A 12,826-nucleotide genomic window follows, 5' to 3' on the forward strand; every position below is an offset into this window, starting at 1 on the left:
GGTCAGTCCTCCGCGGGCTTGCGGCGTTGCACGAAGTCCCACAGCGCGGCCTGCAAGAACCGCGCGTCTGCACCTCGCTGGTCGAGCATCATCGCTACGTTGCCAACATCCACGGGATCGCCCTTCGCGACGAGCTCGATAAGCTCGCGCGCGAGCGTCATCGCTGAGACGGTCGCGGGGTCGCTCCATCCGCCACGGCCTTCTTCGCGCTTCTTGGCGAGCTTGCGTTTCATCCGTGCAGCGAAGAGGACGACGGCGACATCGTCCGGATGCACTGAGCCGGCGCGTCGGTTCCACGCGGCCGCAGCCGCAGCGGCGTCGTTAAAGAGCAGCACCATCTGATAGCCGAGGCACGCGAGGTCGACGCAGCTCCCACCGAACATTCCTTCCGACACGCGCATGGCGGCTTCGCGGTCGCAGAATGGACAGGGAATCAGTTGATATTGGCGTGGAGAGATCACTGACGTTCTCCGGAAGTCACCGCACGCGCGGCTACACGCTCGAAATAGAAGACGACGGGCGCCCCGGTTTCCTCGATCAACCCGTAGCACTTCGCCAGGCGATAGATCGGGTGATACGCATTGAGGGAGGCGACATGCTTCATGAGCGACTGGCGCCACTGCTCGAGCGACATCTGCCCCTTGCTGATGTTGCAAGGCGGACAGGACGGCATGTAATTCGACTCGACGTCACGCTCCGGATGCCTGGACGGCCCGCTCACAAGCTTCCATTGGCCATCCGTGGTACGCTTGGTCTCGACCGCGCGCACGACCGGGTCTACATGGTCGCCATGCCACCGATCGGGCAATGGCATTCCGCAGTACGCGCAGCGTCCGTCGTATTTGCGCTGGAGCCGATCGCGCTGGGCTTTCGTCAGTCGGCTCACGCTTTCTGCTCTAATGAAGGAGCGGCAGAATCGTGACAGACGGCCTCGCGATCCGCGCCTGCGCCCACCTTGACGGCTGCAGCGGGTCGCTCTGCTGCCGTGGAACGGATCACAATCTCCACCCGTTCCCAGAGCAAGGGCTTGCACTCGCGAGCAAGTTCGTTCGGAAAGCCGGTAATGCCAATGGCACCGGCCGATGTTCTGATGTCGAGTTGGCCACCCATGACCGGACTGCTGGAAATCTTCGTCAGCTCGCCGGCGGCAACGATCTCGGGCGGCGCCGGGGCAGGCGCCACGGCCTCGCCTTTGTACCAGTGCATCATGGCGAGCAGGCCGATATCGATGGGGTCGCCCTTGTCGACGTGCGAGCGCAACATCGTCGACAGGTCATCCCGTTGCGCGCTCCACCAGCCGGCACGCCCCTGGGCTCTGCCCACCGCCATCTTTGCCTTCAACGCACTGTTGAACCCGTCGAGTGCCGCGTCGTCGAACGCTGCCGCACATGTCAGCGGATTCGCGTCGGTTACGGCTAACGAACCGAATTCGTTGCTGGAGAGGTCCAGCAGATCGGCAGCTTGCTTAAGAAATTCCAGGAAGCCCGATTGAAACGCGGGATCACCTTGAAATCGATCGACAGCGATATCGGCGAATCCGCGCACGTGCTCGGCAATGAGCGAAGCCGCGCCGAGCCAACCGGCAAGCGCCCGACGCATTTCCGGTTGGTGGTAGTTGCCGTCTACATCCTGCGTGAACGACGCTTCGTGCTCCGCTTCGTCCGTACACCGCTGCATTGCGGCCTCGAACGCTGCGACGGTCACGCTCTTCGTTTCATCAGTCATCGGTGTAGCCCCCATCGTTAGCACGGCCATCGTTGGCCAGGCCATCGTTGATGTTGCTGATATCGGAGAGGGCGCCGTCGTATTCGGCTCCCTTTGTCACGGCGAACTCGACAATGCGACCACCGTCCGTTTCGATCACGGGGAAAAGCTTCTCAGCCGTGCGGATGTAGTACTGCTTAAGAGCGTCGGCGCCCCCAGAGACGCCACTGCCGATAGCAGCATGGCCGACCTGGCTCGGATTGATAATGGAGGTCGACCCAAGGGCGGTATTACTGAGGGTGTTGGCGGACTGATTGAAAGCTTGCCCAATCCCGGACGAGATACCGGCGAACACCGACATGGCCAATGCCGATCCCGCCTTCGAGACGAGCCGACCTCGCACACCCTCCTTGCCGTCCTCACCCATCACGTTGCCCTTGATCGGCATTTCCACGGTTCGGCCGTTCTTCAAGATGCAGTCGAGCGTCTCGCCCCGCATGTGAGTGCGCTCGCTAGACACATCGCCATATGCCTGCGTCAAAATCCGGCACTCCGTGATGTCGAGCTTGCGACTGTTCGGCAGATTGGCCGCGTCCAATACCTGGAGGAACACCGGAAGGGGATCGTGCTGGGCCTCGCCGCCCGTCGGAGCGTCGACGCCGTTCATCATGAATACGCGCACGAAGGAGGTGGCAGGGATGAAAGTGACTTTCTTCTTGCCGTTGGCCTTCAGGCAGTCCTGCTGTGCGCGTGTCGCCTGATCCAAAGGCAACGACGAGTAGCGGGGGTCGACGCAGTCGGCCCCTTTGCCGGTCGGTGTATTGAATTGAATGATGTCGAGTTTCGAAGGACCTCCATCCATACCGACACCGAGCTTGCCGGGTTTGCCGAACGGCGGGTTCAGGATCGCCCCCGTCTTGGCCGGGGCTCCGTTGAGGGGAATCGGCTTGTCCAGCGCCGCGCGGTCCGCCGTTGTTCCTGACGCGGTAGTCGGCGTGCTTGCTGGCGTGCTCTTCATCGCGTCGATTCGCTTTCCGAGCTCTTCCTGCGCTTTCGACAAGGCTTTCATCTGCGACACGGCATCGTCGGCGCGCGAATCGATACTCGACATCCTGCGAGTAAGCTCAGCGAGTTGTGCCTCCGAGTGAGCCCGCCAGGCATTACGATCGTTCTGATCGCCGAGGCTCGTGAACGGAACCTTCGTGGTGAATTGACGATTGGCCGGCCCGCTCTGGGTAAAGAGCATGCCAACGGCAAAAAGGCCAGCCAGGACGGCGAAGCCGGCCACCGTCAGGATCCGCTGGCGGCGCTTGGTTGCTTGATTGACATCACTCATGGTCGCCCCGCTCACGAACGACATAGACGATCGTGCTGGCGCCGGCCGGCAGGTTTGCGTTTTCGATTGCGATGGCGAGCACGCCCGGCGCGTAGAGTTCGCGCTCGTCGATGGCCATGTCGGTGTGCGAGGTATTCGAGAGCGTGTAGGTCTCGCCAATGAAATCGCCGTCGCTGTACTGACGGACCAGCGTCAACACAGCCTCCTTCCAGAGCGGCACGACAGTGTCGACCGACGTGTACGACAGCTGCGGTGCCCCCCGACCACCGGCCATCGCCAGCATCATGAGTTTCACCCGTCGTTGAAAGGCCGATGCGTGAAGCGCTTGGGTCGAGCGCGCTGCAGGCGGTTCGATACGGATATCTTCGGCCGGTCGCGGACCAGGTACGAGCAACAAACGGTAGGTGGTGCCCGCGTCATCGATCACGAATACCGTGATCGACTCGTTCAGCGCGGTGGGATTTGCGGGCACGAGCCACAGTTTCCCGCCGTCTTGCGTCCACGAGATCGAGTTAGGTACGGCAGGCACGATCTTCGAAAAGCTGCGCCCCCCGGACATTGACAGAACGTTGTATTCCGCCGCGGAGATCGAGACCTGCTGCGGCTGCCGATCCGCTCCCTTGACGACCTGGATCGCGTGCGCACTAGCGGTAGTCAGCAACATCACGGTGGCAAACACGAGACGCGGCCTGAAGGCCGTGCGCTTTTTCAGCGACAGTCGATTGAAGGCAAATTTCATGATGCGGGGGTCTCCGTTGTGACCAGCGGCTCGACGCCTTGTTTGCCGCGCGTGGCTTCTCGGATGTCGAGGAGGACCAAGCGGCCGAAGACGGTGATTCCGAAATAGACCTCGTAGGTCTTTTGTTCCGAGCTCGTGCGTTTGCCGGAGATGTAGGTGGTCAAGGTGCCGGTGACCTTCACGGCCTTGTTGCGGAAGTCCACTTCACCTACCCCCATCGGCTCAAAGACGTTCGTCACGCCGTCGTGCTTGATCTGCAGCGCGTCGGCCTCCCATTCGGTCTTGAGCGCGGCGCGCCGATCGTCGTCGACCATGGACAGGAGAATCCGTACGTTGTTGTCGACGGTGGTCGGCGTGACACTTTTGGAAAGGGAAAGCACGTACGCGGCCTGATCGGCGAGGTACTGGTCGTTCGCGTAGCGGGCCCCGATGACGTAGGTGCCGCGAACAGCTGGCGGCATGATGATGACGCGCTGCGTGACGACCAGCCATGCACAGACGAGCGCTATGACTACACTGGTGGTGCCGTTTCCGAGCAGTACTTTCTTCAGAAAGCGGTTCTCGGCCTGCAGCGCTTCGCGTGATTGGGCGGCTTTACCGGGGGTCATCGCATCACCCGTTCAGTTCGCGAAGATCGGACGGCGGAAACTTCTTCGGCGCCGGCTGACCCAATACCCAGTACATGACGTGAGCCGACATACCGGGATGCTGGCCTAAGCTGAACTTCTGCCAAACCGCCGCGAACGCAACGCCCACGACAAGGCCAAGCAAGGTGTGGTTGAGCAACACACCGCCGATCGTGCCAGTAAGGCCGATCGCTGCTACATCCTTGCGAAAGAACAGAAACTTCTCCGGGTCGTCAAGGCGACTGGGCACGTAGTGACTGAGATCATCCGACATCGCCGCCCCCGCTCAAATCGTCGCGGTGTAGCTTGCGTCGATGATGCCGACGATCACGCCGACCGCGATGCCGATACCGGACGGAATGACAAACGCACCGTAGTCCTTCACGAACATCGCTCGAACGCTGCCCCACAACACGCCGGCAAGGGCACATGTCTTACCGGGGTTGCCTTTTGCCCAACCTTCTACAGTTGTCGACCCTTGCTGGAACTCTGCGCCGTCCGTTCCGAACGCGTAGCGTGCGACCATCATCAGCGTGACGGCGAGCATCACGGCAGCGATGACGTTCAGCGTTTCACGCACTTCGGGGTTCTGCAGCAGCGCCTTCACGCGATCCTCGAATGCAACGAGGGCGCTCGCGGCTCGATGTTCGAGCATCTCGAGCTGGTTGAATTGAGCGGTATTCATCTAGTCCTCATGTGGTGGGTAGCCAGCAGCGCCGGCCGGGTGTAGTGCTCGCGCCACTATGGGCAGCGCGAGCACGATTCAGGGGAGAGTAGTTAAACGAACAATCAATCATTTATTACGGATTACTTACTGATTAACATCCTCCTTGGTCGAGTGGTGAATCGGTCAGCTGCGCGGACTAACGGTCCGCCAAATTCTTCGGCACCGCGCCGACGGTGTCGCCAGCCGTGCAAAGCGTCCGATTCGCCACCTTCGCGACTCGGTGGACATGTCGGATTCGCGCGTGCCGGGATCGGTGGTGCGTGGCGATCGGCGTGGGAAGCGCTCGAATGGGCTGGTTTTCCGCCGCCGATGAAGGGAGCGATAGATTCTCTCGAACGACAGACGTCGGCGCCGCGAGGTGCTTGATCGTCGGTTCAGGGCACGTGTCGCCCGAACAGAACACGTAGCGGCCGGAGCCGGGTTCACCGATCTGCGTGACGTCGTAGTCCGGAAGACGGGAAGACGCAAAGCAGGCCTGCGCAAGCGTCCCGACGATAAGGCCAAGAAGAGGGACAAGGCGCATCATCGCGTGCCCCCCGCGGCGACCTTGCCGAGCGTCGACTGGGCGCGGTAGCCGGCATAGGCATGCTGCACCAGCCGGACATAGCGCGCCTGAGCGGCGGTGTTCGTGGAACCTGGCCCGGTGTTGTAGCAACCGACGGCGGCCCAAGTCGCGCCCTTGGCCTGAATGCAGTTGGCGAGCACCCATGCGCTGAGCTTGAGGTTCACGCATGGATCCAAGAGGTCGCGTTGGGTAACGCCGTAGCTCACGAGCTCGGGAAGATGAACATCGTTGATTTGCGCTGCCCCCCAAGCCCTGTGGCCGTCGGGCAAGCGCGGCCCAACCGCGCCGGGCATGCCACGAGATTCGACCCAGGTTATCGCCCGCAGGAGATCGGGATCCAGGTGATAGAGGGCTGCGGCCTCATTGAAGATATTGCCCTTGCAAACGTCGGCGGTCGCCGACGGCGCGGCGAGCAGGGCAATCGCGGCGGCAAGCGCCCCGCAGAAGGTGCGCATCGCACGCAGTGGGCGGCGACGCACGGAATAAAAAACGTAGCGAACCGGGTTGGCCCGAGACGCTACGAGACCGCCTGCAGTCGAGGCACTGAGAGAAGGAAGCGACAGGCGGGATACGAGCCAAGGCGACCCGTACCGAAAGAGCAACATTGAGCAAAAGGCATGCGCTTCTGAATAGAAGCGTGGCACCGGACCCGCAGGGCGAAATACGTGGCTGCGAACGAAGTCTGAGCATGTGCAGCGAAGAAAAGCCCTCTTCACCGGTGGCATTCCGGCGAGGGGAAAGAAGCGCATCGCCGTCCCAAGAAAAAGGGACGCATCGAACGCGTCAAGCCCGAAGGATTGACGTACAATATCTGTAGCCACGAGTGGTCTCTCTCAGCTTTCCCAGCTATTTGCTTGTGGTCAGGGCATATAGGGTGTTGGCGCACCCTGTATGTCCGTCTTAATTAACTACAACTGCACGACAGAGACATGAATGTTCGGATCATTTCCGAATTTGCGACGTAAGGATATCCGCAACGCCGCACATCCTTTGTTGTCTACATCAAAATCCACGGCGGTCAATGACCACGATCGCGTACTACAAAACGGCTAGTCATACGCGGGCAGCGCTAAGAACCCCCTACGCTTCCGAACGAGTGACTCAGTGGCCGTGTCTGGCTCGTGTTGGTGAGACCGACGCCGAGTACCCTTATCCCGATCCGTCTCGTTCGTACCGCTCACCCCTTCGGATTCCACTGCAGGGTGATCACATTTACGTTCAGCTCGTGCTTCTCAAAGTACTTCATCATGCTATCCAGGCTTGCCCACGTCCTCGGTTCATTGCGGAACGTATACAACGTGTGCAGCCCCTCCTTCCACGACAGTTCGACGACGAAGAGATAGCCTTTATCCGTGCGCAACACCGATGCGTGCTTGATAGCGTTGTTCTTCGCCGCATCCCGAAATTCGGCCTCAGTAATCTTGCTCAACCCACCCTCCAATGTGCTCAACTGGAGGATAGTAAAGCGATAGCTACCGATTCGGATGGTTCGGGTCAATTTCCACCAACATTCGCTTTATTGCATTGCATTAGACCATGAATTGCATTGCAAAACAACATATTTTGCAAGGCGCATTGGGAGGCCTTTGATCTTGTCCTCCTACGAGACCCGCGCCGATCAGTCGACCAGCAAATGACGTTACGAACTGTAACAGGATGTTGAAAATTTTCAACTCCTTCGTTGAACAAAAAATAGGGTCGGGTATAGCGCGTGAAGAAAAAGGAAGAACTTACAAGCTTAGCGGCCACTTTTGTGGCAACCGTCAAGCACCTGCAGCAGGAGGCCGGGGTCAACGACTCGGAACTGTCGCGTGCGATCGAACTTGACCGGGGGACCCTAAGCCGCCTTTTATCTGGTGAAACTATCGATCCGCGACTGAGCACGATCTCAGCGATCGCCAGGTTTTTCGCCGTTCCGATGTCGTCCCTCTTCGGCGAGGAGAGCAGGGGGTTCGTGCCCGTCTATGAGCAACGGAGTCTACGCGACGCTCGAAAAGCATCCGCAGCTCCCCGCCACGATCAGCTCTGGATCAAGGTATCGAACGCAAATTCGAGCCGGTTTGCGATTGCACTCACCCCCAAGAGCCGCACTGAACCGCTGCCGCCCAACGCCACCCTTGTCATAGGAGATTACGCTTCTCTTGATTCCGGCGATTTGGCACTTGTTGAAGTGGATGAACAAACTTATACCTTCGTCAAATTGACAGATGGCGAAAGGCTCATCGGATACGACATTGAATCGACGTCAAAGCGCCGCCCGATATTGATAAATGAGCAAGCGATTATCGGAAAGGTTCTGGAGATTATAATGGGCCGCTAGCCGCGAGCGAAATTGATTTTATAGTCATAGTAATCGACACCGTCACGCGACTTTATCCAGAGCACGATCCTTGAAAACAAGACAGAGAACGCCATTTCGTACAGCATCTTTATCGTAATTTGAGCAAGCACTATCTTGAGTAGCACAATCAACGGCACTACACCGTAAAACAAGAGTGCTCCAAACAAAACGCTATCGACAACTGCTCCGACGGCGTTCGCAGCAAGGAACCGAAGGATCAAGGCGCGACCTTTTAGTGCGATCTTCAACCGAGATACAACCAGGGAATTAGACAATTCGCCCGCGAAGTATCCAACTGCCGACGCGCCAAGCGCTCGCATCATTTGATGGGACACCCCAAGAACGCTGCCGCCTAGCCATCCGGCCTTCTCAAGCGAGAGAATAATCAAAATGACCGGTATGTTCACTAAAAACGCACCCCAGATCACGTGCCTGCTTACGACGAAGCCATACGTTTCCGTGATGCAGGCCCCAAAACAATATGTCAACGGAAAAACGACAAGCGCCGTAGGAAAAAGAACGCTGTACCCGTGGAGGAAAGGTAGGTTGATGGTGGTAATACTATCCCCGATTAAATTGGTGGTGACCAACATGACGCTGAAAAGCGCCGTAAGATAAATAATTCCGTATGGAAAGTGTGGCACTCGCTCGGTGATGTTCTGGATATTGACATCGCTAGCATTTACGGTAGCGAGCAATGCGACATCATTGGCAGAGAATTTGCCGATCCAGTCTGCCTCTAGAAGTTTCCCAACGGGGAGTTTCATTGAAATGCCCGTATCATTCACTCGCACTCTTGCGACCGAAAATCGCTTTTCGCCATCCTTCGGGAGAATCGCCTCAACTTGGCATCTCGGGATACTATTTGCCATTACCATAACTAAGCCTTTCCAAATCGATCCGCCAAACAAACGAAAGAACCGCCGGCCGCGCTCGAAACACGAACGCTCGCGTCACTTTGGGAGGTTCTGGTACGCCATCTTCAAGATAATATCTCGATATTTCGGATATTTTTCCAGCAACTCGGCCTGAGTAAGAATTCTATAGTCAGCATCATCAAAGCCCGGCACAACAGCGCAACTGACGAGAGTGTAATCACCTGAATCAACCGACGCCCCGAAAATCCATCCTCCATGCATCACAGTCGAGAGTACCTCGCCATGTTCGACGTTAGGGCCGAGACGAACTGTCCCATATGCACCCTTCTCATCGATGAAGTGCATCGTCAGCGGATCGCCAGCGTGGTAGTACCAAATTTCATCGGATACCATTTGGTGAAAGTGTGACGGGCTGTCATGCGTCACCATGAAATATATTCCGCTGTAATTTTTCCTCTCAGTACCACTTGCCGTTTTTCGAAAAATATCCGAGCCAAAAACGTATCGAAAATACCCCCCTTCGGGGTGAGGTTCGAGACCCAGCTTCTCCTTCCAGAATTCGCTAGACTGCTGATTGCTGATGCTTTTCGTCTTCGACATTACGTTTCCTGCAGGTATCATGAAGCAATTTACAAAAACCGAAACGACAGTGACTCGTGCGACCACTGCCACCGACCCTCTACTAATAAATTTATTCTTTTTTGCAAACATACGATGTGGTGTTAGTTGAAATTTATACAACATCGTGAGACCGCGGGCGCCAGGGCCATAGTACCGCTGCTGATCCTACACGATGATATCGGCCTCGATTTTGGATCCTTTACCGCTTGGTCTTTCGACGATCTCTGCATCGATCAGCCGTCAGCAGATCGAAAGGGGTATTGGAGACTCCCACTGCGTTCTTTCGATTCGATTTATTGCGGTTTGAGAACTAGCCGGCGACTGATCGGCGTCTCTCGACCTGGTTCAGCCCAGCAAAGTAACCGGGCTCCTGCAGGGCGCGCTGCAACGTCAGTCCGGCTCGATCTGTATCTGCTGGGCAGCTTGCTGGCGTCGCTGGCGCTGCGGCCGGTCATTCGTCTGCTCTGCCAACTCATGCTCACGCAGCGTTTCGATGGCGCTCGACTTATCTTGGTGGCGTGATACGGCCGCCCGAGCAAGAATTGCGTCGGTCGTAAAAATCTGGAGGTCGTCAACGGCCCGCGTGAGGCCGACATAGAAGCTGCGGTCACCGAAAATCCGACGCACCGTCATCGCGACGTCAGACTGGCGCCGAGCATCTTCCGGATCACGCTCCATTTTGTGTGCGGGGATATGCAGCATGGCTTGCTCGCGGGTCGCGCCCTGGCCCGCGTGGACCGTCGCCGCGTAGGCATGATCCCAATGGCGCTGCGCGTCTAGATCCCAGGGAATTTCCTTGCCATCCGCCAGCCGTAGGACCGCCTGGTTCTCGTGGACAGAAACGACGGTCGCCTCGTGGCCATTCTTGACGAGCTCGTCGCCGCGGGTAAAGCGAATGACGTCACGCGCGGCGAGACTCCTCGTTTCCGAGAGATACACCTCCACCCGGTTGTACTTCTTCGGCTCCCACTCCATTAGAGAGCCGTCGGACTTCCGGAGAACGACGACACCCTCGTCGGGTCGAGTACCCTCAACGCGCATGTATTCGCCGCGGGACGCGAGAATTTTCTGATAGTCCCGGCCAAACCGGACGGTCATTTCCCTAGTGTAATACTGCGCCTCCTTCTGCTTCGCCCGGGTCATGTCTCCGTCGGACCGGAGGATGGTGTGCTCCGAGTCGTTGACATCCAGCTCGCCGCGCGCCTGCAGTTCAGCCCGAACCGCATTGTTGATCTCGACGCGATCCTCGTTAAACGGCGTGATGATGATGGTCTGATTTCTTCGCGGTCCCCGGTCGACGTACTGGCGCGCCATCAGGTCGATCAGGTCTTGCGGATTGTCGTGTTCTGTCACGCGCCCAGCTTGCTCGAGGAAGTCAAAGGCGCGAGCGTTGCGAGCGAGGTTCAGGTCGGTGAGGGGCTCATCTGCCGCAAGGTCGGCTGTGCCCACGGTGATCGCGACTGCCTGCTGCAGCTCGGGATTCTTCTGGCGCTGGATCTGGGTCATCTGAGCGGTGGCCACGCCCTCGTCCTGCAGGATCTCAAACGGTTTACCTGCTTCGATGGCCTGCAGCTGGAGGCGGTCTCCGAGGAGAATGACCTTCGCATCTGCTCGTTCCGCCATCTTAAATAGGCGCGCCATTTGCCGTTGGGCGAGGAATGACGACTCGTCGACAAGCCAGAGCTCGCGCTCCCGCGACAAGTCCGGTACATACTCGCGCAGCAGCTTCAGATCATCCTGGCGCCGCTGCTCATGGATCTCGAACATCGTCACCGTATCGGCCTTGATACCCGAATCGTTCTCGAGCTGCTTGGCAGCCTGGCCTGTAGCCGCCATCCCCCGGACGAGCCAGCCCTGCTCGTGCGCGACCTGGACGGTTCCCTTGACCATCGTGGTTTTTCCCACGCCGGCGAGACCCTGCACCGCGACGATCCGGTCTCTGCTCGTCAGCGCATGCTCGATCGCGCCTCGCTGGCCTGGGGTGTAGTCGAAGGTCGGATCGTTCCGCTCCACACGCGCGGCTGCGATGGCCTGTTCGATCCTGGAGCGGACCAGTTCGGCTGGCGCTATCGCCGGCGTCGCGTCTCGCTGTGCGAGCGCATTTTCGACCGTCCAGCGCTCCGTGTTGAGCATCTTCTCAGTGGTGATGTTGCCGTCCGGAAGGTCGACAATCTTGCCCTGATCGACCAGCTTCTTGTACGCATCGAGAATCTGATTTGGAGACGTTCGCCCGACCGCGTGCTCCAGCGCGGTTTTGACCAGGTCATATTGGTTCAGCACGATTTCGCGCTCACCAAGGTGAGACGCTGCAAACCGCAAGGCCTCGATACCGGACAACTTGACGACCCGTGCATCCGTTCCCGCTTCCCGCGCCTCGCGTGCTTTCTGCTGGATGACGCTGTAGTCGAGGTCGACTGTCTGTGCGCGCTCACGCCATTGAACTGACAAGGCGTCATGGTCGACACCAACCTTCCGTTCACGGGTGGCCAACACCGCGCGCTCCTTCTCCGCCGGCGTCGCGCTCGTCGGATCGATCCCATTTGCACGCAGCCATCGGTCGCGCGCGGCCGAACGCTGGCTGAAGTGCTCGATCTGCTCTCGGGTGATGCCGACCAACTCAAAGTTTCCGTTCTTGTCCGGCGCAGTAATGGCATAGCCACGCTTCTGCAATCCACGTGCGAGCGAAGAAGTATAGACGGCGCCGATCACCTTCTGCTGCACGTACAGCTCGTCATTGGTCAGCGATCGCCATTCGCCGTCTGAGCGCTGGGTGGCGTTCATGACCAGCGCATGAGTATGGGTGTCGGGGTCGAGGTCGCGGCTCGTATTGTGGCGAAAGAGGGCGGCTACAACGTTGCCGGTCGGTTCGACAAGCGTCTCGCCATCGACCGTTTTGCGGGCCTGCGCGACATACGCCTCGACGTACTCGAGCGCCTCCTTGACGGCTTCTTCATGGGCGAGGCGGACGTCGCGATCTTCGAAAACTTCGGCAGCGATACTGACGCTCTTCGGTGCCGAAAAGGTCAAGTCGATCCCAGGCCGATGTACAACCTCGGGCTCGCCATTCTCGTCCAGGACGACTCGACCAAGCTGCTGGTCTCCGACCTGTCCAGACAGCAGCTTGAAAAACACATTGCGATCGACTTGCCCGTTCAGACCGAGGGTGGCCGCACCCTTGCCGAACCAGGCGGAATGCTCGAGCCCCTGATCGGTGGTGTAGTAGTTATCCTTCGAAAAATAGTGGAGTGCCTGGCCGGCGCTGCCGACATTGTGCATGCTCATCATCGCG

14 protein-coding genes are annotated in these 12,826 nt (G+C 58.6%); 1 reads left to right on the forward strand and 13 read right to left on the reverse strand.

Features of this window, described 5'->3' with window-relative positions:
* Positions 1 to 2: 2 nt before the first annotated feature.
* The 10 genes from VXM69_RS32670 to VXM69_RS32715 all read right to left on the reverse strand — a co-directional run bounded on the left by VXM69_RS32670 (position 3) and on the right by VXM69_RS32715 (position 7,126).
* Positions 3 to 461, reverse strand: coding sequence for a hypothetical protein (locus VXM69_RS32670; protein WP_367190278.1), 459 nt, complete (start codon positions 459 to 461; stop codon positions 3 to 5).
* Positions 458 to 886, reverse strand: coding sequence for an HNH endonuclease (locus VXM69_RS32675; RefSeq protein WP_367190279.1), 429 nt, complete (start codon positions 884 to 886; stop codon positions 458 to 460). Before VXM69_RS32675 ends, VXM69_RS32670 begins: the two co-directional genes overlap by 4 nt.
* Positions 883 to 1,725 (reverse strand): hypothetical protein, encoded by an 843-nt coding sequence (locus VXM69_RS32680; RefSeq protein ID WP_367190280.1) that lies wholly within the window; start codon positions 1,723 to 1,725, stop codon positions 883 to 885. Before VXM69_RS32680 ends, VXM69_RS32675 begins: the two co-directional genes overlap by 4 nt.
* Positions 1,718 to 3,064, reverse strand: a complete 1,347-nt coding sequence (locus tag VXM69_RS32685) for a TrbI/VirB10 family protein (RefSeq protein WP_367190281.1) — start codon at positions 3,062 to 3,064, stop codon at positions 1,718 to 1,720. The genes VXM69_RS32680 and VXM69_RS32685 overlap by 8 nt, the downstream gene beginning before the upstream one ends.
* The gene (locus VXM69_RS32690) at positions 3,033 to 3,779 is read right to left on the reverse strand and encodes a type-F conjugative transfer system secretin TraK (RefSeq protein ID WP_367190282.1); all 747 of its coding nucleotides are present in this window, start codon (positions 3,777 to 3,779) and stop codon (positions 3,033 to 3,035) included. Before VXM69_RS32690 ends, VXM69_RS32685 begins: the two co-directional genes overlap by 32 nt.
* Positions 3,776 to 4,387, reverse strand: a complete 612-nt coding sequence (locus VXM69_RS32695) for a type IV conjugative transfer system protein TraE (RefSeq protein ID WP_137910249.1) — start codon at positions 4,385 to 4,387, stop codon at positions 3,776 to 3,778. Before VXM69_RS32695 ends, VXM69_RS32690 begins: the two co-directional genes overlap by 4 nt.
* A 4-nt stretch (positions 4,388 to 4,391) precedes the next feature.
* Entirely contained in the window at positions 4,392 to 4,679 is a 288-nt protein-coding gene (gene traL / locus VXM69_RS32700; RefSeq protein WP_367190283.1) for a type IV conjugative transfer system protein TraL, read from the reverse strand.
* Positions 4,680 to 4,691: 12 nt separating this feature from the next.
* Positions 4,692 to 5,060 carry a hypothetical protein gene (locus tag VXM69_RS32705; RefSeq protein WP_367190284.1) on the reverse strand — a complete coding sequence of 123 codons (369 nt, stop codon included), beginning with the start codon at positions 5,058 to 5,060 and terminating at the stop codon, positions 4,692 to 4,694.
* 594 nt (positions 5,061 to 5,654) lie between these two features.
* Positions 5,655 to 6,152, reverse strand: coding sequence for a lytic transglycosylase domain-containing protein (locus tag VXM69_RS32710; protein WP_367190285.1), 498 nt, complete (start codon positions 6,150 to 6,152; stop codon positions 5,655 to 5,657).
* A gap of 722 nt (positions 6,153 to 6,874) precedes the next feature.
* Complete coding sequence (locus VXM69_RS32715) at positions 6,875 to 7,126, reverse strand: hypothetical protein (protein WP_137910251.1); 252 nt, start codon at positions 7,124 to 7,126, stop codon at positions 6,875 to 6,877.
* A 282-nt stretch (positions 7,127 to 7,408) separates the two neighbouring features.
* Here VXM69_RS32715 and VXM69_RS32720 point away from each other — a divergent pair, with 282 nt between their 5' ends.
* Entirely contained in the window at positions 7,409 to 8,017 is a 609-nt protein-coding gene (locus VXM69_RS32720; RefSeq protein WP_367190286.1) for a helix-turn-helix domain-containing protein, read from the forward strand.
* On the opposite strand, the gene VXM69_RS32725 is transcribed toward VXM69_RS32720, so the two are convergent.
* The 3 genes from VXM69_RS32725 to mobF all read right to left on the reverse strand — a co-directional run bounded on the left by VXM69_RS32725 (position 8,014) and on the right by mobF (position 12,822).
* Complete coding sequence (locus VXM69_RS32725; protein WP_226194328.1) at positions 8,014 to 8,805, reverse strand: VUT family protein; 792 nt, start codon at positions 8,803 to 8,805, stop codon at positions 8,014 to 8,016. The two genes, VXM69_RS32720 and VXM69_RS32725, sit on opposite strands and share 4 nt — an antisense overlap.
* Before the next feature lie 186 nt (positions 8,806 to 8,991).
* Entirely contained in the window at positions 8,992 to 9,516 is a 525-nt protein-coding gene (locus VXM69_RS32730) for a cupin domain-containing protein (RefSeq protein ID WP_058904079.1), read from the reverse strand.
* A gap of 411 nt (positions 9,517 to 9,927) precedes the next feature.
* Complete coding sequence (mobF, locus tag VXM69_RS32735) at positions 9,928 to 12,822, reverse strand: MobF family relaxase (RefSeq protein WP_367190287.1); 2,895 nt, start codon at positions 12,820 to 12,822, stop codon at positions 9,928 to 9,930.
* Positions 12,823 to 12,826: the final 4 nt, after the last annotated feature.

The organism is Burkholderia sp. Ed8, assembly GCF_040761425.1.
Lineage (GTDB): Bacteria > Pseudomonadota > Gammaproteobacteria > Burkholderiales > Burkholderiaceae > Burkholderia > Burkholderia seminalis.